This window comes from uncultured Boseongicola sp., assembly GCF_937988555.1.
Lineage (GTDB): Bacteria > Pseudomonadota > Alphaproteobacteria > Rhodobacterales > Rhodobacteraceae > Boseongicola.
Genome location: NZ_CALJXO010000193.1, coordinates 1 through 25372 on the forward strand (window position 1 = coordinate 1; position 25372 = coordinate 25372).

Sequence of the window (25372 nt, forward strand, 5' to 3'; positions counted from 1 at the left end):
GCCAGCCACAACTGCCCCACGGGTTGCCGAGCGATCATCGCGTACAGCACTAGCACCACAGACGGCGGAACAAGTATCCCCAGCGACGAACCGGCCTGTATGACTCCCGTCACCATTCGTTTGTCGTAGCCACGTTTTAAAAGCTCAGGCAGCGCGATGGTTGCCCCTATGGCCATGCCGGCGACTGACAACCCATTCATCGCCGAAATCAGGACCATTAGTCCGATGGTGCCGACAGCAAGGCCGCCCGACAGCCCACCCATCCAAACATGGAACATCTTGTATAGATCGTCGGCGATTTTGGATTCCGAAAGGACGTAGCCCATGAAAATGAACATCGGTAACGTCAACAAAGGATACCATTTCATCAACTTGATCGCGGCGGAAAAGCCCAGATCGTAACCGCCTCGGTCGCCCCAAAGAAAGAACGCCGCAACGACAGCAACAAACCCGATCGCCCCAAAGACACGTTGTCCCGTCAGAAGCATCAGCATCATAGACGAGAACATAAGGATGGCGATGGCCTCGTAGGACATCAGACCTTTGCCCCCATGTCATGGCCCTTAATGCGCAAGATATCCTTGAAAAGCTCGGAAATTGCCTGCAGCAGCATCAGGAAGATTCCGACCAGCATGATCGCCTTTATCGGCCATAGGTAAGGCCTCCAAACTGAAGGGCTGCGCTCGCCCCCATAGCTGATCGAGTACTGGAAGCTTTCCCAACCACCCCAAAGCAAGAAAATCAGATAGACGATCAGAAAAAACACCGACATTGCATCGATCTGCGCCTTGCGGTGATCATTCCACTCTCCGTAGAGAAGATCCATTCTCACGTTTGAGCCCATTTGGATCGAATAGGGGCCGCCCAGCATATAGTAAGCTACCATAGCGAATTGGGCCACTTCTAGCGTCCAAAGCGAGGGCACGAAAAAAGTCTTGCTGATCGAAGACCAAAGCAGGATCGCCATCATCAAGAAGATGCCGTACATCACCACCCGCCCGATGCGATAGTTCATCGTGTCAACGGCTTTTATATAGCTTTGCACCAGACTCAACATCTTTTGGCCACGGTCGTCGCCAGCGCGCATTCAAGCCACTTTGATATCATCTTAGCCATTGAGGCCTGTGCCACCTCGGTTGCGATCAGGTCATTGCGCACTTCAAGCATGACATTCAAATGCCCGCTCGGCAGAGCATGTTCTTTAAGCGTGTGGGTCACGCCATCTGTGGGTCCATAAGGTTCATTCCGACGAACTGTGCGGGGTGTATTGGCACTCGAGGTGGAAAGAAGAGCATCCGCCAGGCGCGAGTCGCTATCGTGCAGTATCCCAATCTCGACGTCTCGAACGTTCCCATGAAAAATAGGTGTGAAACTGTGCACAGTGACAAGAATTGGGTCGGCTATACCGGCCATAGTCTCTGCTACCGTAGAGTAAAACGGTTCATAATATTTTTTCACCCGTTCAGCCTTCTGCGCAGCGCTTAGGCTTATGTTGCCCGGCACATCCACAATTTCACTTCGCGCAGGCATTGCATCAGGCGCGTGAGGAGGGCGATTGCAATCGTAAACCAAGCGAGAGGTTTTAGCGGCGATCAAAATTGCGTCGAGACGCTCTGCCATTCCCTCAGCCAGTGCCATCGCGCCAGGGTCCCATGCCACGTGGCTATACAGCATCTCATCGGCTAGGCCCAAATTTTCAAACTCACCCGGAATATAAGCGCTTGCGTGTTCGCAAACGACAACGACTGAAGACAACGCTTGTGCATTGCGTACGTCGACAATGGTTTCATTCAACGGGCGATCTAGGTGATTCATTACAGCTCCCACTTTCAAAAAGTCTTGCCAAGGCAGCTTTCTGTCAACACAATTATGAAAAATTTATCACAGAGTGCTGCGCCCTGTTAATTTTTTGCCGAAATACGAGGCATCTCCAATGGTTGATGCAAACCTGACAATATCGGATCGCATTCAGGAAAAGCTGGATGGCTTGACGCGTGCGGAACGTCAGCTTGCCTTGTCCATTCTGGAGAATTATCCAGCATCTGGGCTTGGTCCATTGGCCACATTGGCGAAAGGTGCCAATGTTTCAGTCCCTACCGTAGCGCGAATGGTACAGAAGCTTGGATACAAGGGGTATCCTGATTTTCAGGCTGATTTACGTGACGAGTTGGGGGCGATTGCGAAGGGTCCAATCGCGAAACACGAGACGTGGGCAGGCGCCGCCCCCTCTGAACACATCCTGAACCGCTTCACCGAAGCGGTGATCGATAATATCCGCAACACGATGGCGCATATTGACCCAGTTGCTTTCGACCAAGCCTGCGCTCTCGTTGCTGATCAAAGGCGCCATCTTTACATTGTCGGTGGACGGATCACGCATACGCTTGCGGAATACCTCTTCATGCATATGCAGGTCATCCGCCCAAACCTGACCCATGTGCAGTCCACTTCAAATACTTGGCCGCACTATCTTTTGAACGCAGGTGATGGTGACGTTTTTGTTATTTTCGATGTCAGACGATATGAGAATAACACTCTGAAACTTGCGGAAATGGCACGCGCGCGCGGCGCTAAGGTTGTGCTATTCACCGACCACTGGCGTTCTCCCGTACACCGGATTGCAGATGTTTGTTTGACCAGCCAGATCATCGTCCCGTCCGCCTGGGACTCGGCCACGACGACCATGCTTTTGATTGAAAGCATGATCTCTGCGATTCAAACTTTGAATTGGGACAGTACAAAAAACCGCATGCAAGAACTTGAAGACATTTTCGATAAAACAAAGCTGTTTAGAAAGTTCACCTAGCACCCATTGCGAAGACAACTACACAAATATCTTTTTAGTTTGAACATCGGATTAGTATAAACCTGCGGTCCTTGCTCTTAGCTGAACGAGCGCAAGAACGGTATCGATCGTCGGTGTGGGTGTGTTAGTCAGACGTCCGAGTTCTTGAACCGATGAAACGAGGGCGTCGATTTCCATCGGTCTACCCAGTTCTAGGTCCTGCCACATTGATGTTCGGTGGGCGCCAACGGCTGCGCCGCCTTCGATACGGCGGTCAACGTCGATAGGGAACTTAGCGCCGAGCTTCTCTGCAATTTCCTGCGCCTCGACCATCATGCCGCGAGCAACGGCACGTGTGCCGGGATCAGTGCACAAGACGTCCAATGTTGCATGGGTCAGAGCAGAAATTGGGTTAAAGGACAGGTTTCCCCATAATTTTAACCATATCTCATCGCGAATACGAGGCCGCACCGGTGCCTTCAGACCTGCACTTGTCAACGCTTGCGATAGTGACCGCGCGCGCTCGGATTTGGATCCGTCCGGCTCTCCCAGCGAGAACCGATTGCCTTCGATGTGCTTCACAACACCGGGCTCGACAACCTCGGCGGCAGGATAAACGACGCAGCCAATAACTCGGTCCGGCCCGAAGCCATTCCATTGGGCATTGTCGGGATCGACCGATGAAAGCCGTGTGCCCTCATATCTTCCGCCGAGCTTGTGGAAATACCACCATGGCACCCCATTTACGCCGCTCACAAGCGTTGTGTTTTCTCCGATAAGCGGTTGCATCCTGTCGACAACCGCAGGCACCGAGTGCGCTTTGAGAGTGACGATGACGTAATCCTGAGGCCCGAGATCTCCAGCATTGTCCGAGGCGTTGACCGAGACCGTTGACCGTTCTTGCCCGTCTTCGATCAGCGTCAATCCATTGGACTGCATTGCCTCCAGATGAGGGCCGCGCGCCACGAGACTTACGTCGATGCCAGCCTGTGCCAACTTGACGCCTAAATAGCCGCCGATGGCGCCAGCCCCAAAGATGCAGATCTTCATAGACTTATGCCCCCGCGAGTCCGAGCTTTTCGGCCATGCCGATGCGTTGGATTTTTCCTGTCGCTCCTTTAGGGATTTCCTCAAGGATCAATACTGATTTCGGCACTTTGAACTTTACCAGATGCTTAGATGCAAAGGCGCGGATGTCCCTCTCGCTTAGCGTCGATCCTTCTGTCAGCACGGCGGCTGCCGCGATCTCTTCGCCAAGCTTGTCGTGTGGCACCGCAAAACAGACTATCTGCGCGATCTCGGGATGCCTCAAAAGTACTGCGTCGACTTCGAGGGGGCTGATCTTCTCGCCGCCACGGTTGATAATTTCCTTGAGCCGTCCTGTCAGTCGAAGATAGCGGTCGCCGTCAAAAGCGCCCTGATCTCCGGTCCGGAACCACCGCTTTCCGTCCGCCTCAAAGAAGCTGTCCTCATTAGCCGTTTGGTTGTTTTCATAGCCGAGAGTGACGTTTGGACCGCTGATAACAATTTCTCCGGTACTGCTTGGGTCGAGAATCCGGTTTTCAGCTTCGTGGGCGATTCTAACCTCCGGACCTGCTTCCATACCGACAGAACCGGGTTTTTGTGCACGAGGCGGCAAGGGGTTGCAGCACATCTGATGTGTGGCTTCGGTCATGCCGTAGGCTTCGATTACCGGCGCTTTGAAAGTTGCCGCAAGGCTTTCCATCACGGGAGCGGGAAGCGACGCCGAGGATGACCGGACGAACCGCAGGTTTGCACTCTCGATGATCTGCTGATTACGGCCTGCGCGAGCAAGAATGGCCTGATGCATCGTTGGCACTGCCGAATACCACGTCGGTCTCACTTCTTCGAGTTGCGCAAAGAAGCCCAGGGCATTGAAGCCGGATGCGCAACTGATCTGGGCGCCGGCTGCAAGCGAGGCAGACACGGCCGCAATCAGTCCGTGAATATGGAACAGTGGCATGACGTTCAGGCAGCGGTCGTTTGATGTCAGTGCCAGAGAGGTCCGGATGTTTTGGGCCGATGCGTGGACGTTGGCCTGGGTTAGCGGCACGATTTTCGGCCGTGATGTCGTTCCAGACGTGTGCAAGATCAATGCAACGTCATCTTCGGTGGGCGCAGAAACATCGGCAGCACCAAGTATGATGTCAGACGCTATTTTGAATGCACCTGAGGGACCACTTTCATCGAATGATAGGCGCAACACGGAGACCCCACAGTCCGCAGCGGCAGGCAGTGCCGGTCCATCGTAATCTGCACCTACAAGAATTGCCTTTGCCTTCAGGTCTTTGAGATAGAAAGCGTATTCTTCCTGATTGTAGCCTGGATTTAGGGGAGCCGTGGTTGCCACTTGCGCGATAGTGATAAAGGCCGTCGCCATCTCAGGCCCGTTCGGAAGAACGATCGCCACGCGATCGCCCCGTCCGATACCGATGGTATGCAACGCTACCGCCACTTCAGCGCTGAGGTCGCGCAGTTCACTGTAGCTTAACCAAACGCGCCCGGGTGCGCCTATTGCTGGCATTTCAGGATTATGAGAAGCGATCAGCGAAGAGATCGTCCTGGTCATTGATTGCTCCTCAACGCTGTATGCCCGACTGCGTCATAGGCGCAGTCGGATGTTCGGACTGTACTGGGAGACCAAGGCTTAAGCGACGTCGACCGTCAGACTTCCAAGCCCATCAATCGTCATCACCATAACATCGCCCTTTTCGACCGGACCAACACCCGAGGGAGTGCCCGATTGTATGACATCGCCAGGGGCAAGCTCGAAATATTCACTTAGATACGAAATCATCTCCGGAACCTTCCAGATCATCTGGTTCAGATCACCTTCTTGCCGTACTTCACCGTTCACCGTCAGCGAGAGGTGCCCCTTGTCAGGATGTCCGACCTCGGAGGCAGGATGGATCGGTCCACAGGGCGCGGAACGCTCGAATGCCTTGCCGATCTCCCATGGGCGCCCCATTTTCTTCATTTCGCTTTGAAGATCGCGTCTCGTCATATCAAGCGACAGACCATAACCGTAAACATGGTCGAGAGCTTTATCGACTGAGATATTGGCGCCCCCGGACTTAAGCGCCACATACATCTCTGCTTCGTGGTGTACATCTGAGCTGTGTGGCGGGTAGGGGAACGTCCCCGAGGAATCCAGGTTGTTCGGGTTTTTCTGGAAAAAGAACGGTGGCTCTCGGTCCGGATCGTGACCCATTTCTATCGCATGGGCGGCATAGTTGCGCCCGATGCAATAGACCCTGCGAACAGGAAAAAGCGCATCCGATCCGGCAATGGGTAGGGCCACAACTTCCGGCGTAGCGATAACAAATTCAGCCATTCTTTCCTCCGAAATTTTCCTGATTGGAAGTCTTTCTAACCGAGACCAATTAACAAATCAATCGGAACCAATTTAGAAAAATCGATTTTTTTGTTGAAAGATAGCGAAAATTGGGCGAATATGGCGAGAATGGAGAGAATTGGTTGACCAATATCCGGAGAATAAAATGTACATGAAGCCCGATGTGGCGGATGCGGCGGATGCGGTCGGCGCGCTTCGCGCGTTTATCGAGGGCGGCGATTACAAGCCCGGCGATCGGCTTCCTGCCGAACGTGAACTGATCGTAAGGCTCGGTATGAGTCGCTCCACGCTGCGGAAGGCTTTTGACATGCTTGAACGCGAGGGTTCGATTTGGCGTCATGTTGGTAAGGGCACATTCATTGCATCTCAAGGCCTTCAGGCGGGGGCAAGTGCTCTTTCTGTGCTGAGCCAGCAGGTCACGCCTATACAGCTTATGCGCGCGCGTCTTTCGTTAGAACCTGCGATCGCCTTAGAGGCGGCAATTAACGCATCTGAGGATTCTGTGACGCGACTGAAATTGGCTCGCGACCATGCCTTGAATGCGCAGTCGTGGGATGAGTACGAAGCGCAAGATGACATTTTTCATCGGTTAATCGCTGAGGCTTCAGGCAACGTTCTTATTTTGTCGCTATTCGGTCATCTGAATGGGGTGAGGCGCGCTGTTGCTTGGAACACTGTTGTCCGAACATCTGATCGCGCGCCACGCAGTCATACGAGTTTTGCTGAACATGACCAGATCGTCGCTGCAATCGAGGCGCGAAATCCAGCCGCAGCGCAAGCCGCTATGCGGGCACATCTTGTATCCGTGTCGGCCAGGCTGTTCGGAGAGGTTTGAGTAAAGAACTAAATGCGTGGATCAGAATGAGCGGAATGCCGGTGACCACACACGTAAATATTAACTAGAAAATCTCAGGGAGGAGATAGATGATACACCTTTTGAAACGGGCCGCAGTGGCCGCTATCGCGTTGCCATTGGCAATCGGCATTACAGTAGGCGCGGCACACGCCGAGAGAATTAAGATTGCTCTGGCGGAGACGCCGTCCGACGAATTGGCGGCCTTCTTCGTGGCCCTCGACCGTGCCAAGGCTAACGGCCTTGACTATGAATGGACGGCATTCTCGGACGAAGAACTAGCCATTCAGGCTGTTTTGAGCGGCCAGATGGACATTGGATTTGGCACACCTTACGCAGCCATGCAGCGATCGAAGGCGCCGCTCCGCATCATCTTCCAGCTTTCAAAGCTGAAATTCTTCCCGGTCACTACCGCCAAATACGGAACGCTTCAGGAACTGGATGGCGAACCGATCCTTCTGCACTCGCGCGGAGGCGGCACGGATTCAATTGCAAACGTGATCGAAGACCGGGTGGGTATCACCTTTGGTGATCGGTCGTATGTTCCGGGCTCATCCAACCGTGTGGCCGCTCTTCTAGGCGGTCGTGCCGATGCAACGATCATCGATTTATCAAACAAAAACAAGCTTATGCGTAGCGATGCTGCGGCAAACTTCAATGTACTTGAGATGTTTGAAGTTGAAGCGAGCGACGAGGCACTCTTTGGGAACCTGAATTGGATTCAGGAGAACGAAGATGACGTCGCGATTTTCGTAAATGCCCTTTTAAGCACATGGCAGGACATGCACGAAGATCCGACTATTATTCGCCGCGAGACCGATCCTGACGGCCCGATTGGTCAGCTTCCCGCTGAGATCCTTGCGGAGCTTGATGGCTTTTATGCGGATGCGGTCGAGGGCGGTCTTTATGATCCCAATGGCGGCGGACGCAAAGCGGCTCAGGCAGATATGGAATGGTATTCGTCCGCTGGCCAACTCGAGGGGTCTCCAAGCGAGTTGAAAATCGAAGACTTCTGGTATCTCGCACCGCTTGATGCGGCAATGAAATAACCACTCTCAACGGCTGCCGCGCTTCTTCGCAGGCGCGGCGGCATTTTGCAGATTCCTGAGAGAAAGCTGAACATGCTCAATCGCGCCCTTCTCCTGAAACTTTTGTCAGCAGTTGTTCTTTTTGGTGCGTGGGAGATTGCCGGTCGCATCCCGGTTAGCTTCGCATTTCCGACGTTCCTGGAGTCGATGACAGCACTTTTCGAAATGACCATGAACGGAATGATGTTCGAGGCTTACTCTGAAACGCTCCGTCCTTTGGCGATTGGAATTGCGATCTCTGCCGTGCTTGGAATTGCGATTGGCCTATGGGTCGGCTTGAACAGTTTTTTCGACTGGCTTTTTTCGCCAATTTTCATCGTTATGCAGGCCGCACCGCTGGCAGCACTAATCCCGCTTTTGGTTCTTGCCTATGGGATAGGTCTGACTTCGAAGGTGATTGTAGTGTGCATTATGGCAATGCCAGTCATCGTTTTGAATACCAGTGGCGCTGTTCGAAACACGCCGGAATCTATTAAGGAAATGGGCCAGTCTTTCTTGGCTTCCAAGACATCAATTCTACTTAGAATTGTGATCCCGGCTGCATCGCCGGTCATTTTTGCAGGTCTTCGTTTAGGTATCTCGGCGGGCTTTATTGGCGCGATCCTGGCCGAATTGAAGATTACTCCGACCGGCGTGGGAGATATCATAACCTACAGTCGATCGATTGCCGATTATCCCAGTATGTATGCGGCCATATTCTCGATCATCCTTCTCGCTGTTCTGTTTCTGAACCTGCTCGAGAAGATTGAAAAAGTTCTCTTCAAAGGAAACCAACGTGGCTATGTCTCCGATTAAAGAAGTGACGGCGCAGACGACGCCAATGGAATTCGAGAGCGCCGTCTCGGTCCGCAATATTTCGAAGAATTACGGGGACGTTGAAGCCCTGCGTGATATGTCTCTGGAGTTTCCACGTGGCCAGCTCACGTCCCTGCTTGGGCCTTCAGGCTGTGGGAAGACGACACTCCTGAAGATTATTGCCGGCCTTCTGGAACCCACCTCGGGCCAGGTTGAAGTCAACGGAAAAACTGTTTCGGGACCGGGCAAAGACAGAGCTTTCGTCTTTCAAGACTTCGCTCTTTTGCCCTGGGCAACTGTTATCCGTAACGTAGCATTCGGGCTTGAGATGCGGGGGGTCGCAGCGTCCGAGCGTGAGGCGATTGCCGAAAAGTATATTAAGGAAGTCGGCCTTGCCGGGTTCGAACAAAGCTATCCGCATGAGCTTTCCGGCGGGATGCGGCAGCGCGTGGGGCTTGCCCGCGCGCTTGCGGTCGATTCGGACGTTCTTCTGATGGACGAGCCATTCTCGGCAGTGGATGAACAAACCCGACGCAAATTTCAGGAAGACCTCCTGAACCTTGTGCAAATCGAGAACAAGACGTTCATCTTCGTGACGCATTCAATCGAAGAGGCTGTATACGTCTCTGATCAGATCGCAATCTTGTTGCCCCGGCCGAGCCGTGTCTCTGAAATCATCCGACCATCAAGCTTTCGGGACAAGGGTGTTGATAACATTCGCCGTGACCCCGAATATCTCGACATTGTCGACAACATCTGGGCCTCGCTTCGTGGCTATGTGGAATAGGGACAGGTCATGATAGTCTATGGATATCGACTTCCAGGAATGTCGTCTTTGATAGTTTGGGGACTGCTCTGGGAAATTGTCGGTCAAGCAGAACTGACCTTCTTTATCCCCCCGCTGAGTGAAGTTCTGGCGACTCTTTTTTCGATCATCGGGACTCCGGCGTTTCAGAAAGCTCTGGCTGAGACAGCTTACGCGTTCTTTGTTGGCGTGGCGTTTGCAATCGCGATTGGAATCCCGGTTGGTATCCTTATGGGCAAAAGCAGACTTCTGGATGAACTGTTGCTGCCCTGGGTAAACGTATTCCTCAGCGCACCGCTAACGGCGCTTGTGCCGGTGCTCATGGTTCTATTCGGATTTGGAATGAAGTCGATCATCATTACGACGGCGTTGTTCGCAATCTGGATCATCATATTGAATTCCCGCGCAGGGGTTATTCAGATCAACAGATCGCTCGTTGAAATGGCGCATAGCTTTGGTGCGTCGCCGCTCAACGCTTTCTTTAAAATCTATTTCTGGGCGGCGCTTCCGGAGATTCTAGGCGGGGTTCGTATCGGGATCATCCGAGCGGTTAAGGGTGTGATAATTGGCCAACTTCTAATTTCAATTGTCGGCTTCGGAGCGTTGTTCGAGCTCTATTCGGCTAACTTCCTGATGGGGCATTTTTGGGCAGTTCTGATCGTCCTCTTCGCGCTTGCGTTCACTATTTCCGAGTTTCTCGCCTATCTCGAAAGGCGGGTATCATACTACGCATCGAAGCGTTGATCTGGTGGTGTCACAGGAAACTGACTTGTGGGGGGCGGGGCGGTGACCTTAGCTTCGCGGGATGACAAATCGCAGCCCCTTTCGCCACTTCAACGGCCTGCCATCCAGCCCCTGAGTATCCGTCAAGCGCAAAGGCTCTTTTCGACCTAGAATCCACTCGCCAAAAGTTGATGGAATGGGCTGAGAAGCACAATATCACTTTGGCGCACATCCAGCCCCGCCGGCTGTAGCAGAACGCTTATATCGAGCGATACAACCGACCGGTCAGGCATGAACGGCTGGATCAATACATCTTTGAAACTATTGAGGGGGCGCAGAAACAGGCCGCGGATTGGCTCGGGCCTTACGACAACGAGCGACCCAACATGGGCATCGGCGGCATAACACCTGACATGAAACTCAAAACAGCCGCCTGAATTCTACGGCTGGACCCCATTAAAATGACGGGGCCATGTATGTCCGCACATGATATCACCAGTTTTCTCGATGGTATCAGGCGACCCCGAATAACCTCTCTTGCTTGCCCCAGTCGAGGAGAAGAGGTCAGGTCAGGAAATGTCCGAGCGTGAGGTCGGGCGGCATGGTGCTGTCACTTATTGTGCGCTTGGCCTTCGGCGACAGAAATGCCCGCTGAGCGCGGATTGGGACAGCGTTATATTCATTGACCGCGCCAACTAAACTGTTGCGGTTTGGGTTAGAACCTTCTCCGGTCTTAGTGTCGTGCTGATTGATGATCACCAAGCAAGTATAAAAAAGTCCGAGCTTCCATACTCCGCTCAGCATCAGAGTGAGCAGGTTCATTTAATCTGACGCTGCCGCCACGGGCGGTTTCAAAATCCGTCAATGCAAAGCTATGACTTACATTACCCTTCGCGCTCTAATTTCTTACGCGCCAATTTACGGGCACGGCGGATTGCTTCAGCTTTATTACGCGCCTTTTTCTCGGACGGTTTCTCGAAATGTTGCTTGAGCCTCATTTCACGGAACACGCCTTCGCGCTGTAGCTTTTTCTTCAAGACCCGAAGGGCTTGATCGACATTGTTGTCGCGAACACTGACCTGCATGTGGTTTCCACCACCTCTCTAGAAAAAATTTACAATAACTTGCGGCGACCCGCCGTTTATCAAGGTGTTATTTCTTTGTCTAGTCTGCTGTGATGCGAAATGAAGGAGTCCAGTGGGCCGAACCGACTAAACTCGTCTGCACTATTTTATATGAGCTTCCGGGCAACGTTTTATGCCGACGGTTGTGCGGCTTCTGCTGTGGGCGCGCGGTGCAGTGTGATCCAAAGCGTTGCGGCGATAATCAGCGACGCTCCGAACCAGAAGCTTAGGCTTGGAACCTCTTCGAAGACCCAATAGCCGACAGTCGTGGAGAAGATCAGGCTGGCATAAGACAAGATCGCGAGGAAAGCCGCCTGACCATATCTGTGCGCGCGCAAAAAACAAAATTGCGCGCACTGGGCGAAGGCTCCGATGGCAAGGAGCGCGGGCCATTGGTCTGCGGGCACGGGTTGCCATGATGCGAGCGCAAAGGGGACGGCGATCACCGTCAATCCGGCGGTGTAAAACGTCATCATCACAACGGTCGGCGCTTCAACAAGGCGGCGCGTCACGATCACGACCGCGGTTGCCGAGATGACGGTGATGACCTGTGCGGCAAGGCCGGAACCGCCAGAATGCTTGGCAGGTTCTACAGCTATGATGGCGCCAAGCAGTCCGACGAGGGCGGCGGCCCAACGACCTCGGGAAATGATTTCGCGCAAGATGAGCGCAGCGGCGATCATGGTCAGGATCGGACGGGTGAAGCCGATCGCCGTAAACAGGGCCAGCGGTAGGCGGGTGATGGCATAAAAGCTGGCCGTTAGGGCTATGGCAGAAAAGACGACGCGCATCAGGTGCAGCGGCAGGTCGGTTAAATTCGAGAAGGCTTGTCGGTGTTGGAGGATCCATGGAAGCATCAGAACGAGACCCACCAGTGCGCGCAGGAACACGATTTGGAAAGCCGGGTAGCCCAGCCCCACAGCTTTGACGATGGCCAGCGCCCAGATGTTGAGTGACATGTCCACCAACAGCCAGGCGGCACCAGTCAGATTGCGAGGTTGGTCAACTGCGACGAGCAAGAAGATTGGCCATTATGCGGAAGGCTCCGGGTGATAGCTTTTCCATTTGGTGGTGCAAGATGAGAGACATGTGGATGTGCCGCCCGGCGCCGACGTCAGCTGCCAACCAAGCACCGTGTAAGGGGGCTTCGTCTGGGTCGTGCATTGAGATCAGGGGTTTATAGGCCACGTCCCAATCTTTCGCGAAGTAAAGGCCGCGCTCTTTATGCCAGTTTGCCCAATCATCGGCCCCAATTTCGTTTGGGGTGTGAAGAAGTGAGTGGTCTGGCTCCAGCAGGTCAACCTTTGCGGCTTCGTCAGTAACGCGCCAACGCAATGACGGCTGCCCGATTTCAAGGCGATACGGCGCTGTTGTTTCAGCGTCCCAGTTGTCCCAAGGACGATGATAGAGCGTGACCAAGGTTCCACCATTGCGTGTCCAGGCGTGGAGGCGTGGCATTGCGTCGGACAGGCCGGGGCGAAATTTCATTGCGAAGATACCGACGACGATGGTGTCAAACTTTGCGAGAGTGGCGTCTGTCAGATCCGTGTCTGAGAGATCGGTGACATCCGTCCCCATGCGAGACAGCCAATGCGCGATCCGGTCGTTGCCGCCGCCAATGTAGCCGACGCGCACGTCGGGCAGCGTGGCGTTTACAACGCGCACTTTGATCTCGGCGGCGCGCACGAGGGCGCGGGGAGTAATGTGGGCGCGCTGGATATGCTGAATGCTTGCCGCGTCTTCGCCTTCGATCTGAAGTGTTAAAACGTAAAGGCCGGTTTGAAGGTCCTTCGGGGCCTTGATGAAGAATTGATTGTCGGTTCGCTCGGCATGCCAGCCCTCGGGGACTTTAAGAGTAACGTCGGCGTCTAGTGGGCCAACGTCTTCCACGCGAACCACAATGGTGCGGTTTGGTGCCGCCGTATTTATAATTTCGGCCTTTGGGCTAATCGTGGCGGCACGGGTTGGGACGACGACGGGCGTGGTCTCAAAGGGGACGGTTGTTGTCGATGTGAGGCCGTGGACAGTGACATTCACACTAAGGCAAGGCGCTTCGGGTGCGCCCGGCAGGTAGGTGTCGGGGTATGGGTTTGAGGTGGTCGCTGTTTTGTCGAGCGATAGGGTGTCGCCGTTCTGTGACCAGCCGCTCGGAAGGAAGGTGCTCACGTCCAAGGTGGCGGCGCCTGGATCGGTTTCAAAGACAACGTCTACGCTGTCACCGGGTCGCAGGACGTCTTTGGCGAGCGTGGCGTGAAGCTCAACACCTGCCGCGATGCGTATGACCTTGGAAAGCTGTTCTTCTTTACGGGCGAGCTTGTGGCCGAAGGCGCTTTGGTTGTCGGCGCTGAGGGCGTCGCGCGCGTATCTCAGCGCGGTAAGGGCGCGGGTTGTATAGACGAGGACTTCCGGACAGGACGGGAAAGCTGCGAGCGCAGCATCAATACCTTTCTGTGCGATTTCAAGGTGTTCGCTCGCCTCTGGCGCGGGAAGATCTGTAAGGGTTGCGGGCAAACTGGATACAATGTCGGTGTCGGGGCCGGCTACGCGCGTTTGTGCAAGGTGGAGGGGGAAATCTGTTTCGTCCCCGCGCCGGACCCATCGTCCCATGGCTTGGGTGGCGTGAAGGACGCGGCTTTGCTGTCCGATGCGCGCAAAACTCCAGCCGGTGACGGGATCGCTGTCTGTGGCTGTCACGGTCAACGTCGCGGGAGGCGGCGGAAGGTCGTCGTCATAGGCCTGTCCAGCGCCGGACCACGCGGGAAGATAGAGTTTTTTGACCTGCCATGCGGGGAGATCGCTCCCTTTGAAATCCGGGTCTGCAGAGAGGCCCATGACCGTGTGGGCGGCTTCAGTCATTGCGCGGTGGTGGCCGTGTTGGCCCGGGACATCCAGAAACGTGGGACAGATGATGTCGGGGCGTTCGCGGCGTATAATCTCGACGAAACGCGCCAATGTCCGCTCGCGGCCCCATTTTCCTAGGGTCTCTTTGCCAGATTTTGAAAAGCCGAAGTCGAATATAGGGTCGTCTGGGCCTTCGGAGAGCCAATACATGCGTAGATCAAGCTGATCGCAAGCGGCTTCCATTTCCGCGGTGCGCAAGACGCCCAAGGCTTCAGTCGTTTCGGTGCCAATGTCATTTTGTCCGCCTTCACCACGGGTCGAACAGGCGTAAGAGATGTCTATACCGTCGCGAAAACGCAGGGCTGCAAGCATGGCTGATGTTTCGTCGTCGGGGTGCGCCCCGGTGTTCATGAATGACACGATACTGCGCAACGCGGTCAGGGCCCTCCAAAGGTCCAGGATGCGCGGGGCGCCCTGGTCTGTCGCAATGCGGGCACTTTCTTTGAGAGGCATTGTTGGTGGTCCGATCAGTGGGCGTGGGCGATTTGTGGCGAAAGCGTTCGGTGAAGGACAAGGGCCGCGGCGCCGAGTGTCGCTGTCATTCGCCCCGATGTGCCGCGTTGAAGGCGGGGTAGTTTGGGGTTGGGGCGGTTTGAGACTGATTGGGCAGGAAGCAGCGTGTGCGCGACGAAGTGGTTGAGGATCTGGTCTGGCATTGCGCCGCCAAGTATCACCGTTTCCGGATCAAAAATATTCTCAACGATCGTAACTGCATAGGCGAGAGCCTCGGTAGCTTGATTAAGCCAGTCGTACAGGTCGTTGTCTTCGTGGGTAAAAAGCTCATCTAGTGCTTCGATATCGTCGCCCTTTTTGCCGACCCTCTGCAGATGTCTTTGAACCGACGAACGGCTGAGCGCGCTTTCGAGATTGTCGCGGCAGCCGGGCGCAGGGATGTGGCCGATTTCGCCTGCATTGCCGAACGCGCCCTGAACAAGGTGGCCGCCGCTGACAAGGCCAAGCCCGAGACCTGCTCCAAAGTAGAGGTAGGCATAGGTGGAAAGATCTTGCGCAGCACCGCTGAGGCGTTCGGCCATGGCGGCGGCATTGGCATCATTGCTGACCTCGACGGGAAGACCGAGGGCATCGGAAAAGAGTGTGGTTGGGTCGACGTCGCACCAGTCTTCAAGTCCCGTGCCATGGCCTGCAATGCCAGTCGCACCGAAGGGACCGGGCATGACAATGCCGGCGCCAAGCATGCGGCGACGGGCATTGGGCACGTCGGCTAGAGCATGGTGAAAGAGTGTTTTGACCGTATCGACGATTGTGCCTGGGTCTGTCTTTTGCAGGGCGACGCGCTTGGTTACGGCCGCTTGGCCTTCCATGTTGAGAAGAGCTGACAAGACGGCATCTGGTCGGACTTCGATCCCAAGCGCGAAACCACCCTTTGGGTTCAACGCATATTGTCTGGCGGGTTGGCCGCGGCCAACGTTGAGGTGCCCGCGTTCAATCAATAGACCGTCGCCCGAAAGATCCGCAATGATGTTGCTGACGGCTTGGGTTGAAAGGGACAAAGCGCGGGCAATTTCCGCGCGTCCCATGGTGCCTTGACGATGGATTTGTCCCAGAACGGCTTGCCGGTTTTGGTGGCGTGAGCGCTCGGCATTGCTGCCTTGGAGGGGGGCGTGCTGAAACATAGTCGCGGATTAACTCAAATAATTTGAATAATCAATCTGGTTGAGTTAATCGGGAGGAAGGAGTCACAAAATCAAAAGTTGCCATCTAGGGAGTTATGCAATGAAAAAGCATTTTAAGGGCATGGTCGCAGCTGGCCTGACCTCGGCGACGGCCTTGTTCGCAAGCGCCGCCAACGCGGTCGAAATTGAGTACTGGCAGTATTTCTTCGATGCTCGTGTCACAGCGATGGAGCAGTTGATTGAGAATTTCCAGTCAGCGAACCCGGATATGACCGTGACGATGACGCATTTTCCGTATGCCGATTATCGCACCAAAGTTGCCGCGGCAATTCCAGCGGGTGAGGGGCCTGACGTCGTACAGTTGTTTTACGGATGGTTGAACGATTACGTGAAAGCTGAATTGATCCAGCCACTTCCTGCCGACACTTTCCCGCCGTCAATGGTGGATGAAGAGTTCTTCCCGATGGTTCAGGCCATGAAGGACGGCGATGCTTATTGGGCCTTGCCGACGGCAGTTCGATCGCTTGCCCTGTTTTACAACAAGCGTCTAATGGAAGAGGCCGGTGTTGAGCCGCCGACAAATTTGGAAGAGTTTTTAGCCGCAGCCGCTGCGATGACGAAATTCGATGGCGCCGGCAACATCACTCAGGTTGGTGTTACGGCGGGTATGACCGCGCAAGATCACCACTGGTGGCGCGAAGGTCTGATCCGTCAGATGGGCGGCGAGCCTTACACTAACGACTATCAAACAGTGAATTACAATTCGGAAGCGGGCGTGAAGGCACTTGAGTTCTACACAAACCTGTTTGAAGGCGAAAACCCTGTTTCGGCAATCGGCTTTATGGATGAACCACAAGCCGCCTTCAAAGCGGGTCGTGCGGGCATGCATATTGATGGCTCGTTCCGGATTGGATCGCTTGATAAAACACGCGGTCTTGAGTGGGGCGTAACCGAGCTTCCGGCGACTGCCGATGGCACGCGATCGAACTATTCGTCCTATTGGGTGAACGCGATCACCACGAAGGCCGAGGGCGAAAAGTATGATGCTTCAGTGAAGTTCATGGAATACATCACCTCGGATGAGGCGATGCAGATCTGGCTTGATGTCGTTGGCGAACTGCCGGCGAAACCATCGGTTGGTCTGACTGAGGCAAATGCGAACAACGATGTTTATGGACCGTTCATCCGTGGTCTGGCTTATGCCAACACAACCAAATTCGCTAACGAAAGTGCGCAGCGCCAGCTAATGGTTGAAATGGTTGAGCGTATCCAGCTTCAGGATATGAGCGTCGAAGACAGTATCGCAATTGCCGCCGAAGCTGAGCAGAAGATCCTCGACGAATATTACAGCGACTGATGCTGTTCTTGCCGCTCCGGTCTTGATGATCGGGGCGGCGTTATCGACCCCTAAGGGCGACATCAATGTATCGCAATCTCACCATTCGCCAGAAGCAGATCGTCTGGGCCTGGAGCTTCCTGGCTCTACCAGTGATTTTCTATGTGGTGATCAGGTTTTACCCGACGGGGAATGCCATTCTGATCAGCTTTCAGAACTGGAATCTTCTTGGAGATCGGACCTGGGCGGGGCTGGAAAACTACGAGAAGCTTTGGAATGATCCAACCTTCTGGAAAGTCTTTCAGAATACATTTTTGTATCTGCTGATCGGTACACCATTCAGCCTCGTTCTTTCGTTTTTGATTGCGTATCACCTTGATAAGTTGAGGTTTATGCACGGATTCCTCAGGATGCTGTATTTCCTGCCATTCATGACAAGCGCGGTTGCGATGGCCTGGGTTTGGCGCTGGTTTTACCAGGATGTACCGGTTGGATTGTTCAACAACATTCTGGCGGGTTTCGGAATTCCGCAGATCAGTTTTTTGAACTCAACCACCAACGCTTTGCCGTCTGTGTTGGCGCCAGCGGTTTGGGCCGGGCTTGGGTTTCAGGTGATTATTTTCATGGCTGGAATTCGGGCCATTCCAACAAGCTATTACGAGGCTGCAAAGATTGACGGGGTCGGATGGTGGACAATCTTGACGCAGATCACACTGCCGCTTTTGCGCCCGACAATCGTGTTCATCGTGGTGTTTTCGTCCATCGGCTTTTTGCGCATATTTGACCACGTCTTCAATATGACGACGAACAATCCGGGCGGTCCTTTGAATTCGACGAAGCCGCTTGTGCTGATGATCTACGACACGGCGTTCAATGGGTTCGACATGGGGTATGCGGCCGCGCAGACCGTTGTCTTATTTACCATTTTGCTGATTGTCTCGCTTATCCAGCTTCGCTTGTTGAGGAGCAACTAAATGGTTGCGGCTTCAGATATTCCGCGCGCCTCTTCAAATGCGCTGTTGAACGTGCAACCCGCGCGCAAGCCGCGCAATATGGGGCAGATAATTCGCTGGTTGGTGCTTTTCTTCGGCGGCATTTTGATGGTCATGCCGATTGCCTACATGATCTCGACGTCGCTGAAATGGCCGCACGAAGTCTATAACGTCAATCTGATCCCCGAAGAGCCGACAATCGAGAACTATACCTTCGTTCTTGAGGACGGTCGGTTTTATTGGTGGTTCTTAAATTCGATTATTATCGCCACGCTGACGACGATCTCGAACCTCCTTTTTGACTCGCTGGTTGGCTACACGCTATGTAAGTTTCGCTTTCCTGGACGACAGATTGTCTTCATCGCGATCCTGTCCACGTTGATGATCCCTACCGAAATGCTGGTGATCCCGTGGTATCTAATGAGTCAGAGTTTCGGGTGGCTTGATAGTTATTGGGGGATCATGTTCCCGGGAATGATGACGGCATTTGGCACGTTTTTGATGAAGCAATTCTTCGAGAGTGTCCCAGATGATTTCATTGAGGCGGCGCGCATCGACGGGCTCAATGAGTTACAAATCTGGTGGACCGTGGCGATGCCATTGGTGAAGCCGGCTTTGGCCGCCTTGGCGATCTTTGTGTTCCTTGGCAACTGGACGGCGTTCCTGTGGCCTCTGATCGTTACCAACTCAGTTGATATGTATACGATACCAGTGGGCCTGTCGGGCTTTGGCGACGAGGCCGATGTGGCGTGGGAGTTGATCATGACCGGGGCGGCCGTCAGCACAATTCCGACGCTGGTTGTTTTTCTGGTTTTCCAGCGGTTCATCATCCGCGGTGTCGTTATGGCTGGATTGAAGGGATGACAGACACAAGCGTTTTCCCTGATCCGACCTACAAGGAGACGGTTCTTGCGCCTTTGTTTGAGGGCGTCAAATTGCATTATGCAGGCCACATGGCGACGATCAATCGGGCCCATTTGGTGATGTTGATTGAGACCGGCATTTTGTCGACGGACGACGGGGCAAAAATTGCTGTAGCCCTCCGTGATGTTGAGGCTGCGACCGATATTGGCGCTTTGACTTACACTGGTGAGTTCGAGGATTATTTCTTCTATGTCGAAGCAGAATTGCGGAGCCGTCTCGGTGACTTAGGCGGCGCACTTCACACTGCACGCTCGCGCAATGATATGGACCATACGCTGTTTAAGATGGTTCTTCGCACCAAAGCAGAGGGCTTGCTTTCAGGGATTGTCGGGCTGTCTAATGCACTGGTTGCAAAAGCAGAGGCGGAAGCGGACACTTTAATCGTGGCTTTTACGCATGGCCAGCCCGCACAGCCGACGACGTTTGGTCACTACCTCGGTGCGATCATCGAGGTCGTAAACCGCGATGCGGCGCGTCTTTCCGCTGCGATTGAAAATCTGGGGCATTGTCCAATGGGGGCAGCAGCAATCACGACGTCCGGTTTTCCCATAGACCGCAGGCGGATGGCCAACCTTCTTGGATTTGAGGGGCCGCTGGTCAATTCCTATGGCTGTATCGCGTCTGTGGACTATGTGACCGGGCTTTATAGTGCGATGAAGCTGGTCTTCCTTCATCTCGGGCGCGTCGTTCAGGACATGGCGTTCTGGTCAAGCTTTGAGGTCGGGCAGCTTTACGTGCCTAATTCTCTTGTTCAGATAAGTTCGATCATGCCGCAGAAGCGCAATCCGGTACCGATTGAGCATATGCGCCACCTGTCGTCCGTTACTGTTGGTCGGTGCGATATGGTTGTGAACACGATGCACAATACGCCGTTTACGGACATGAACGACAGCGAGGGCGAGGTTCAGCAGGTGGGCTATGAAGCGTTTGAAAGCGGGCGGCGGGTCATCGACCTTTTGACGGCATTTTTGCCAGCATGTTCAATCAACGAAACGAACGTGCGGCGCAATACGGATGCGGCCTGTATCACGATCACCGAACTTGCAGATACTCTGGTGCGCGAGGAGGGGCTTACTTTTCGTCAGGCCCATGAGATCGCTGCAAAGACTGCGCGTGTGGTCATTGCGCAGTCCATCCCGCTTGGAGATGGGTTCGAAGCCTTCACGGCCGCCTTTGGCGCCGAGGTCGGGCAGGGCCCGGCAATGGGCGAGCCGGATTTCCGCCGCGTGACGTCGGCTGAAAACTTCGTTGCTGTGCGCAACTGCATTGGAGGGCCGGCGCCAGAGGCTTTGGCGCAGGCCTTGTCGCACTACGGCGAAGAATTGAACGCTATCGGTGCGGCGCAGCGCGTGCGTGTCGACCGTATTCACAGTGCTGCCAGGCGTCTCGACACGGCATTCACGTCCATTCTGGAGACCTGACCTTGGCCAATCTTGCCTTACGCTCGCTTACGAAATCCTACGGGTCTACCGAGGTGCTTCACGGTATTTCGCTTGATGTGGCGGATGGGGAATTCGTGGTCTTTGTCGGTCCTTCCGGCTGCGGAAAATCGACGACCTTGCGGCTGATCGCGGGTCTTGAAGAGACCACAAGCGGGATCATCGAAATTGGCGACCGCGAGGTGAATAATCTTGAGCCCAAAGAGCGCGATATTGCGATGGTGTTTCAAAACTATGCGATCTACCCGCATATGTCGGTGAAAAAGAATATCGCGTTCGGATTGCGATCTTCAAAGATGCCAAAGCCCGACAAAGAAAAGCGTATTCAAGAGGTTGCTGGTATTCTCGATATGGTGGACCTGTTGGAGCGTAAGCCTTCGCAGCTTTCAGGTGGGCAACGGCAACGGGTCGCCATTGGGCGGGCCATGGTGCGTGATCCTGCCGTGTTCCTGTTTGACGAACCCCTTTCCAATCTTGATGCGCAACTTCGCACACAGATGCGTCTGGAGATAAAACGTCTGCATCAGCGGGTCGGAAATACGATCATCTTTGTGACCCATGATCAGATTGAAGCTATGACCATGGCAGACCGCATCGTGATCATGAAAGATGGTCATATCCAGCAAGTCGGCACGCCAGCCGAAGTTTACCACAAGCCCGCAAATACTTTCGTCGCCCGGTTTATTGGCGCGCCTTCGATGAACATGTTGTCGGCACGCGTGACCGATGGGGGGGTGACGCTTGAAGGCGGGCAGCGCGTGGCTATGGAGTTTGACAGGATACCCGAGGTTTCCGATGTCCTGATCGGTGTGCGCCCTGACGATTTGCACCCAGACGACATTAACCCAATCATCAGTGGTCAGGTCACCGTTCTTGAGCCTTTGGGCCCCGAGACGCTCATCTACGTGGAAACGCCAAGCGGTGAGGTCATCGCGAAGGCAGATGGGCGTAGCCCCCCGAAGGTTGGCGATACGGTTTATCTTGGCGCGGGCGTCGAGCATTTGCATATGTTTGACGCTAAAACCGGAATTGCTTGGACATGAGCGCGGCGATCCTTTGTGCCGGGCGGCTTTATTGCGATGTCGTCTTCACAGGGACGCCACGGTTGCCGACGCTTGGGACCGAAGTTTTTGCCAAAGGTGTGTCCCTGCATGCGGGTGGAGGTGCGTTTATCACCGCTGCAACCCTTGCGGCCTTGGGAGAGCGTGCGTCGCAGTTTTCCATTATTCCAGCCGCGCCGTTCGACGCCACCGTTCTTTCGCAACTCGCGGCGCACAAAGTCACATCAAAACTGTGCCGCCCTGCGTCCGCGGGGGCAGATCCGCAGATCACAGTGGCCATACCCTGTGGGTCAGATCGGGCTTTTTTGACACGGGCTTCCGGGCAGGCCCTTCCGCCGATTGATCCTGGTGCGATGTCAGCGTTTTCCCATCTGCATATTGGCGAGCTTGGAACACTTGAGGAAAATCCGGACTTGGTTGACCACGCTCGCAGGTGCGGGATGACCATTTCGCTTGATTGCGGCTGGCAAGATGAATTTCGCCCTGAGGTTCGGGATTTGATTGCTGCCGTAGATGTTTTTCTTCCCAATCAGCGTGAGTTGGAAGCATTACTTGCCATTGGGGTGCCGGAGACATGTGCTGCTTTAACCGTGGTAAAGAATGGGAAAGCTGGTGCCAGGGCGCGAAAGTTGCGCCAATCAGAATGGGTGCATGAAGCGACCAAACCTTTGCGCGTTGTGGATGCCACTGGTGCCGGAGATGCGTTCAATGGCGGCTTCATTTCGCAATGGCTGAAAGGTGCTTCTCTTCAGCTGTGCCTTCAAAGAGGCAATGCCTGCGGCGCAGCGTCAGTTCAATCGGCAGGTGGTGTCGGCGGATTGGCAGGAGTGGTGGACGGGCAATTGGCTGAACCAAGCTTTCATTAACGGCTAACAGGCGATTGCCACGCTGATATGGCCGCAAAGTGCACTCAAATGCATCTCCGTTTTGCCCACTTTTTTTGTTTAGAAAGTGAGCAATAGGGTAATAAACACCCGGTTTTGAATGGAACCCTGAATGGCAGCAATCGTGCAAGAAGACGATGGCTTAAGAAGCGCTCTTTGCGCGCTCCCCAAGTTCGGATTGTGCCCGGTTGAGACATTCACCGTTCAGAATTTCGCCTTGAGATGTGCGACGAGGCTCTGGGCGTGACGATCTTTATGAGCCTGCGAAAGCTGTTTGCACGCGATGTTCCCGCGCCGGATGCCGAGCCTTTTCGCCTAACTGGACGGCAAGGCCGCATGCAAGTTTCATCCAATGTTGTTGAGATCACTCAATTTAATGAGATTGATGGAAATGTGCAATCGCCCAAGTCAGAAAGCGCTAAGCACGAAAATACCAGCCCAATGGTGAGGCCGAACGGCCGTAGCGGGCGCGTCAGGACACGCCTTTTACCGGAAGGCGAACAATGTGGATCAAATAATCCGTCTGAAGGATTTGACACGATGCGCTCTGGTCGCGTGCGCCGGCCGGTTGGCTGGCTTGTTATCATTGAGGGCCCCGGAATCGGCGACTGGTTTGCTTTGGAAAGTGGGTTGACGCACATTGGGCGCGGAGCAGTTCAAGACGTTTGTCTCGACTTCGGGGATCAGACGATTTCGCTACTGAACCACGCTTATATTACATACGACATTGCACAGCATCGCTTTCAGATCAGCCACGGTGAAGGTATCAATTGGGTCCGATTGAACGGTGTCACCGTCGAAGTTAAAGCCGATCTGTCACATGGTGACCGAATTACAATTGGTAAAACCACCCTGCGGATCGCCGCATTTTGCGACGATCATTTCAGCTGGGCGCCCATTCTAGACAAAGGAGGATCGAAATGACCTCGCAGGCTTATGCGCGTTTTGATGTTGCCACAGCACTTGGCCAGGGAATGAGAGAGATCCAGGAGGATGCGGTCGTCACTGACTTCCCAGCTGGAATGGATGTAGGGTTTGTGGTTCTTGCAGACGGAATGGGTGGCCACGCTGCCGGTGAAATCGCAAGTTCCATTCTTGTGACAGAAGTCTTTGCAGAGTTGAAATTCAAGCTTTCTGACTTGAAGAAGCATGAGGCGCATATTCCGGAAATTCTGAAAAGTGCGGCGATGACGTCAAATGCATGTATTCGCGACTACGTCTCTGAAAATCCACGCAACTACGGCATGGGCGCTACATTGGTCGCGCCGCTTCTTGTAGAAGATCGACTGTACTGGATCTCGGTAGGGGACTCGCCTTTGTACCTGCATCGCGATGGCGCTATGTGGCAATTAAACGAAGATCATTCGATGGCACCCGAGATCGACCGAATGGTCGCGAAGGGTCTTCTTTCCCCCGAGGAAGGCTTGCATCACCCTGACCGCAATTGCCTGCGTTCGGTTTTGCTTGGCGATAGCGTGGCAAAGATTGATTGTCCGCAAGAACCGTTTCATGTTCGCGAAGGCGATATCGTTTTGGTTGCCAGCGATGGTTTGCAATCGCTCACCAACGCCGAGATTTCGGCTGTGGTGAGCGACAACGAAGAACGCTCGAGTACTGAGATTGCATTTGCGTTGCTAACTACTGTGAATGCATTGAAAGACCCAGATCAGGATAATATTTCGGTTTCGGTTATCAAAGTAAACCGTACGCAGGCGGCGGCGGCTTTTCCACAATACCGATCCCGCCGTGCTGTTGGTGGTATGTCTCAGACAAGGCTTTTATCATTCCAAAGAGAAGGTTAAGTAAAATAGCTCAATTATCTTCTTACACGTTTTCCCTGCTAATATTCCCGTCGTTTGCTTGTTTGCGTTTGCGTACAGGTCCAGTCTTTTGATTTTTTGGCTCAAGGTCAGATTGTGGAAGGGACGTCTCCCTTCAAATATACCTGTACACTTCATATGGAGCATCGACAGAGCGTGCTTTTGACCGCGCGGACTCTGAGGATCTTACTGCTGTAGTTGCCGCACGTGCGTCCTTCTTTGGAGACCAGATACAAAGCCCCCCTCGAACCCAAGCGGCGAGGCCAATGCCAATGGTTGGTGGCTTAGTTGCTCAGCGAGTTGAGCCCGGCCAAGGTCTTGCAGGTAGTCGCGTATCGATGCTCGGCGATGGTTCCGCTGACGCGCGGAAAAGGACAGTAATTCCCTCAACTGCGGTTGGAGTGCTATCGCGTTGCATTGTCGTAAAATTGGTATCTGCGACCGCAAACACAAAACTGAAACTTGCCTCGGATACGGTAGGGAACGAAATTTGTGGAGGGCGCGCAGCTGTCACAAGCCTCTCTAGGCGTGGAAGCGTTGCGGACTGTTCGCCTTGCAGTAAGACTGGCGACGCCACTGCAGCCGTCCATTCCACGTTAGCAGTGCGCGCGTCAGTGTCTGATGGGATCACGCTCTCAGTCAGGAATGTCGGAATGGTAGGTTCAATTAGAGCGGGTGTTGCGTAGGGCGCCATTGGGACCGCCTCCGCCACAACAGCAGGGGTTTCTTGATCGATTACAAGTTCTTGCGCAACGGTGCCTTGGGTCATCAAATAGCCAGCGATGCCGGCGCTTGCCAAGATAGCGACTGCGAGACCGCCGATCAAAGCCAC

General features: G+C 54.2%; 26 protein-coding genes and 1 pseudogene. 15 read left to right on the top strand and 12 right to left on the bottom strand.

Going from position 1 to position 25372, the window contains the following annotated elements:
* The 3 genes from Q1B15_RS10870 to Q1B15_RS10880 all read right to left on the bottom strand — a co-directional run.
* A partial coding sequence (locus Q1B15_RS10870) for a TRAP transporter large permease subunit (protein WP_299753765.1) occupies positions 1-536 on the bottom strand: 536 nt, incomplete at its 3' end.
* Entirely contained in the window at positions 536-1087 is a 552-nt protein-coding gene (locus Q1B15_RS10875; RefSeq protein ID WP_299753766.1) for a TRAP transporter small permease subunit, read from the bottom strand. The genes Q1B15_RS10875 and Q1B15_RS10870, both read right to left, overlap by 1 nt.
* The gene (locus Q1B15_RS10880; protein ID WP_299753767.1) at positions 1051-1815 is read right to left on the bottom strand and encodes an N-formylglutamate amidohydrolase; all 765 of its coding nucleotides are present in this window, start codon (positions 1813-1815) and stop codon (positions 1051-1053) included. The genes Q1B15_RS10875 and Q1B15_RS10880 overlap by 37 nt, the downstream gene beginning before the upstream one ends.
* 118 nt (positions 1816-1933) lie before the next feature.
* Here Q1B15_RS10880 and Q1B15_RS10885 point away from each other — a divergent pair, with 118 nt between their 5' ends.
* Positions 1934-2806 carry a MurR/RpiR family transcriptional regulator gene (locus Q1B15_RS10885; protein WP_299753768.1) on the top strand — a complete coding sequence of 291 codons (873 nt, stop codon included), beginning with the start codon at positions 1934-1936 and terminating at the stop codon, positions 2804-2806.
* 51 nt (positions 2807-2857) lie between these two features.
* Here the strand turns inward: Q1B15_RS10885 and Q1B15_RS10890 are convergent, their stop codons facing one another.
* The 3 genes from Q1B15_RS10890 to Q1B15_RS10900 all read right to left on the bottom strand — a co-directional run bounded on the left by Q1B15_RS10890 (position 2858) and on the right by Q1B15_RS10900 (position 6140).
* Positions 2858-3835 carry a 2-dehydropantoate 2-reductase gene (locus Q1B15_RS10890; RefSeq protein WP_299753769.1) on the bottom strand — a complete coding sequence of 326 codons (978 nt, stop codon included), beginning with the start codon at positions 3833-3835 and terminating at the stop codon, positions 2858-2860.
* Between the two features lie 4 nt (positions 3836-3839).
* Entirely contained in the window at positions 3840-5375 is a 1536-nt protein-coding gene (locus Q1B15_RS10895) for an acyl--CoA ligase (protein ID WP_299753770.1), read from the bottom strand.
* A gap of 78 nt (positions 5376-5453) precedes the next feature.
* Positions 5454-6140 carry a fumarylacetoacetate hydrolase family protein gene (locus Q1B15_RS10900; RefSeq protein WP_299753771.1) on the bottom strand — a complete coding sequence of 229 codons (687 nt, stop codon included), beginning with the start codon at positions 6138-6140 and terminating at the stop codon, positions 5454-5456.
* 166 nt (positions 6141-6306) lie between these two features.
* On the opposite strand from Q1B15_RS10900, the gene Q1B15_RS10905 reads away from it, so the two are divergent.
* From Q1B15_RS10905 to Q1B15_RS10930, 6 genes and pseudogenes are all read left to right on the top strand, one after another.
* A complete protein-coding gene (locus Q1B15_RS10905; RefSeq protein WP_299753772.1) occupies positions 6307-6996 on the top strand; it encodes an FCD domain-containing protein in 690 nt (229 codons plus the stop codon).
* Between the two features lie 89 nt (positions 6997-7085).
* A complete protein-coding gene (locus Q1B15_RS10910; protein WP_299753773.1) occupies positions 7086-8063 on the top strand; it encodes an ABC transporter substrate-binding protein in 978 nt (325 codons plus the stop codon).
* Between the two features lie 72 nt (positions 8064-8135).
* Entirely contained in the window at positions 8136-8897 is a 762-nt protein-coding gene (locus tag Q1B15_RS10915) for an ABC transporter permease subunit (protein WP_299753774.1), read from the top strand.
* Positions 8884-9684 (top strand): ABC transporter ATP-binding protein, encoded by an 801-nt coding sequence (locus tag Q1B15_RS10920; protein ID WP_299753790.1) that lies wholly within the window; start codon positions 8884-8886, stop codon positions 9682-9684. The genes Q1B15_RS10915 and Q1B15_RS10920 overlap by 14 nt, the downstream gene beginning before the upstream one ends.
* Positions 9685-9693: 9 nt before the next feature.
* On the top strand, positions 9694-10446 hold the full coding sequence (locus tag Q1B15_RS10925; protein WP_299753775.1) for an ABC transporter permease subunit: 753 nt from the start codon (positions 9694-9696) through the stop codon (positions 10444-10446).
* Positions 10447-10610: 164 nt separating this feature from the next.
* Positions 10611-10862, top strand: a pseudogene (locus Q1B15_RS10930) (transposase); the annotation flags it as partial.
* A 127-nt stretch (positions 10863-10989) separates the two neighbouring features.
* On the opposite strand, the gene Q1B15_RS10935 reads toward Q1B15_RS10930, so the two are convergent.
* The 5 genes from Q1B15_RS10935 to Q1B15_RS10955 all read right to left on the bottom strand — a co-directional run bounded on the left by Q1B15_RS10935 (position 10990) and on the right by Q1B15_RS10955 (position 15988).
* Positions 10990-11247 (bottom strand): hypothetical protein, encoded by a 258-nt coding sequence (locus tag Q1B15_RS10935; RefSeq protein WP_299753776.1) that lies wholly within the window; start codon positions 11245-11247, stop codon positions 10990-10992.
* Between the two features lie 62 nt (positions 11248-11309).
* Complete coding sequence (gene rpsU / locus Q1B15_RS10940) at positions 11310-11510, bottom strand: 30S ribosomal protein S21 (RefSeq protein WP_299753777.1); 201 nt, start codon at positions 11508-11510, stop codon at positions 11310-11312.
* A 170-nt stretch (positions 11511-11680) separates the two neighbouring features.
* Entirely contained in the window at positions 11681-12568 is an 888-nt protein-coding gene (locus Q1B15_RS10945; RefSeq protein ID WP_299753778.1) for a DMT family transporter, read from the bottom strand.
* The gene (locus Q1B15_RS10950; RefSeq protein ID WP_299753779.1) at positions 12552-14903 is read right to left on the bottom strand and encodes a PIG-L family deacetylase; all 2352 of its coding nucleotides are present in this window, start codon (positions 14901-14903) and stop codon (positions 12552-12554) included. Before Q1B15_RS10950 ends, Q1B15_RS10945 begins: the two co-directional genes overlap by 17 nt.
* Positions 14904-14917: 14 nt before the next feature.
* A complete protein-coding gene (locus tag Q1B15_RS10955; RefSeq protein ID WP_299753780.1) occupies positions 14918-15988 on the bottom strand; it encodes an ROK family transcriptional regulator in 1071 nt (356 codons plus the stop codon).
* 196 nt (positions 15989-16184) lie between these two features.
* Between Q1B15_RS10955 and Q1B15_RS10960 the strand changes: the two genes are divergently transcribed.
* The 8 genes from Q1B15_RS10960 (at position 16185) to Q1B15_RS10995 (ending at position 24522) form a co-directional block, all read left to right on the top strand.
* A complete protein-coding gene (locus tag Q1B15_RS10960) occupies positions 16185-17441 on the top strand; it encodes an extracellular solute-binding protein (RefSeq protein WP_299753781.1) in 1257 nt (418 codons plus the stop codon).
* Positions 17442-17506: 65 nt separating this feature from the next.
* Entirely contained in the window at positions 17507-18394 is an 888-nt protein-coding gene (locus Q1B15_RS10965; protein ID WP_299753782.1) for a sugar ABC transporter permease, read from the top strand.
* A complete protein-coding gene (locus Q1B15_RS10970) occupies positions 18395-19276 on the top strand; it encodes a carbohydrate ABC transporter permease (RefSeq protein WP_299753783.1) in 882 nt (293 codons plus the stop codon). It begins immediately after the preceding gene.
* Positions 19273-20757: an argininosuccinate lyase gene (argH, locus tag Q1B15_RS10975; protein ID WP_299753784.1), complete on the top strand. Its 1485-nt coding sequence runs from the start codon at positions 19273-19275 to the stop codon at positions 20755-20757. Before Q1B15_RS10970 ends, argH begins: the two co-directional genes overlap by 4 nt.
* 2 nt (positions 20758-20759) lie before the next feature.
* On the top strand, positions 20760-21818 hold the full coding sequence (ugpC, locus tag Q1B15_RS10980) for a sn-glycerol-3-phosphate ABC transporter ATP-binding protein UgpC (RefSeq protein ID WP_299753785.1): 1059 nt from the start codon (positions 20760-20762) through the stop codon (positions 21816-21818).
* The gene (locus tag Q1B15_RS10985) at positions 21815-22702 is read left to right on the top strand and encodes a PfkB family carbohydrate kinase (RefSeq protein ID WP_299753786.1); all 888 of its coding nucleotides are present in this window, start codon (positions 21815-21817) and stop codon (positions 22700-22702) included. The genes ugpC and Q1B15_RS10985 overlap by 4 nt, the downstream gene beginning before the upstream one ends.
* Positions 22703-22942: 240 nt before the next feature.
* Entirely contained in the window at positions 22943-23644 is a 702-nt protein-coding gene (locus Q1B15_RS10990) for an FHA domain-containing protein (protein ID WP_299753787.1), read from the top strand.
* Positions 23641-24522 carry a protein phosphatase 2C domain-containing protein gene (locus Q1B15_RS10995; RefSeq protein WP_299753788.1) on the top strand — a complete coding sequence of 294 codons (882 nt, stop codon included), beginning with the start codon at positions 23641-23643 and terminating at the stop codon, positions 24520-24522. Before Q1B15_RS10990 ends, Q1B15_RS10995 begins: the two co-directional genes overlap by 4 nt.
* A gap of 310 nt (positions 24523-24832) precedes the next feature.
* Here the strand turns inward: Q1B15_RS10995 and Q1B15_RS11000 are convergent.
* The coding region (locus Q1B15_RS11000; protein WP_299753789.1) for a hypothetical protein at positions 24833-25372 on the bottom strand (540 nt) is incomplete at its 5' end.

Excerpts from the sequence above, each read along its gene's own strand:
- Q1B15_RS10875 (WP_299753766.1), bottom strand. The coding sequence starts at position 1,087 with ATGCGCGCTGGCGACGACCGTGGCCAAAAGATGTTGAGTCTGGTGCAA.
- Q1B15_RS10880 (WP_299753767.1), bottom strand. The coding sequence starts at position 1,815 with ATGAATCACCTAGATCGCCCGTTGAATGAAACCATTGTCGACGTACGC.
- Q1B15_RS10885 (WP_299753768.1), top strand. The coding sequence starts at position 1,934 with ATGGTTGATGCAAACCTGACAATATCGGATCGCATTCAGGAAAAGCTG.
- Q1B15_RS10890 (WP_299753769.1), bottom strand. The coding sequence starts at position 3,835 with ATGAAGATCTGCATCTTTGGGGCTGGCGCCATCGGCGGCTATTTAGGC.
- Q1B15_RS10895 (WP_299753770.1), bottom strand. The coding sequence starts at position 5,375 with ATGACCAGGACGATCTCTTCGCTGATCGCTTCTCATAATCCTGAAATG.
- Q1B15_RS10900 (WP_299753771.1), bottom strand. The coding sequence starts at position 6,140 with ATGGCTGAATTTGTTATCGCTACGCCGGAAGTTGTGGCCCTACCCATT.
- Q1B15_RS10905 (WP_299753772.1), top strand. The coding sequence starts at position 6,307 with ATGTACATGAAGCCCGATGTGGCGGATGCGGCGGATGCGGTCGGCGCG.
- Q1B15_RS10910 (WP_299753773.1), top strand. The coding sequence starts at position 7,086 with ATGATACACCTTTTGAAACGGGCCGCAGTGGCCGCTATCGCGTTGCCA.
- Q1B15_RS10915 (WP_299753774.1), top strand. The coding sequence starts at position 8,136 with ATGCTCAATCGCGCCCTTCTCCTGAAACTTTTGTCAGCAGTTGTTCTT.
- Q1B15_RS10920 (WP_299753790.1), top strand. The coding sequence starts at position 8,884 with ATGTCTCCGATTAAAGAAGTGACGGCGCAGACGACGCCAATGGAATTC.
- Q1B15_RS10925 (WP_299753775.1), top strand. The coding sequence starts at position 9,694 with ATGATAGTCTATGGATATCGACTTCCAGGAATGTCGTCTTTGATAGTT.
- Q1B15_RS10935 (WP_299753776.1), bottom strand. The coding sequence starts at position 11,247 with ATGAACCTGCTCACTCTGATGCTGAGCGGAGTATGGAAGCTCGGACTT.
- rpsU (WP_299753777.1), bottom strand. The coding sequence starts at position 11,510 with ATGCAGGTCAGTGTTCGCGACAACAATGTCGATCAAGCCCTTCGGGTC.
- Q1B15_RS10950 (WP_299753779.1), bottom strand. The coding sequence starts at position 14,903 with ATGCCTCTCAAAGAAAGTGCCCGCATTGCGACAGACCAGGGCGCCCCG.
- Q1B15_RS10955 (WP_299753780.1), bottom strand. The coding sequence starts at position 15,988 with ATGGGACGCGCGGAAATTGCCCGCGCTTTGTCCCTTTCAACCCAAGCC.
- Q1B15_RS10960 (WP_299753781.1), top strand. The coding sequence starts at position 16,185 with ATGAAAAAGCATTTTAAGGGCATGGTCGCAGCTGGCCTGACCTCGGCG.
- Q1B15_RS10965 (WP_299753782.1), top strand. The coding sequence starts at position 17,507 with ATGTATCGCAATCTCACCATTCGCCAGAAGCAGATCGTCTGGGCCTGG.
- Q1B15_RS10970 (WP_299753783.1), top strand. The coding sequence starts at position 18,395 with ATGGTTGCGGCTTCAGATATTCCGCGCGCCTCTTCAAATGCGCTGTTG.
- argH (WP_299753784.1), top strand. The coding sequence starts at position 19,273 with ATGACAGACACAAGCGTTTTCCCTGATCCGACCTACAAGGAGACGGTT.
- Q1B15_RS10985 (WP_299753786.1), top strand. The coding sequence starts at position 21,815 with ATGAGCGCGGCGATCCTTTGTGCCGGGCGGCTTTATTGCGATGTCGTC.
- Q1B15_RS10990 (WP_299753787.1), top strand. The coding sequence starts at position 22,943 with ATGTGCGACGAGGCTCTGGGCGTGACGATCTTTATGAGCCTGCGAAAG.
- Q1B15_RS10995 (WP_299753788.1), top strand. The coding sequence starts at position 23,641 with ATGACCTCGCAGGCTTATGCGCGTTTTGATGTTGCCACAGCACTTGGC.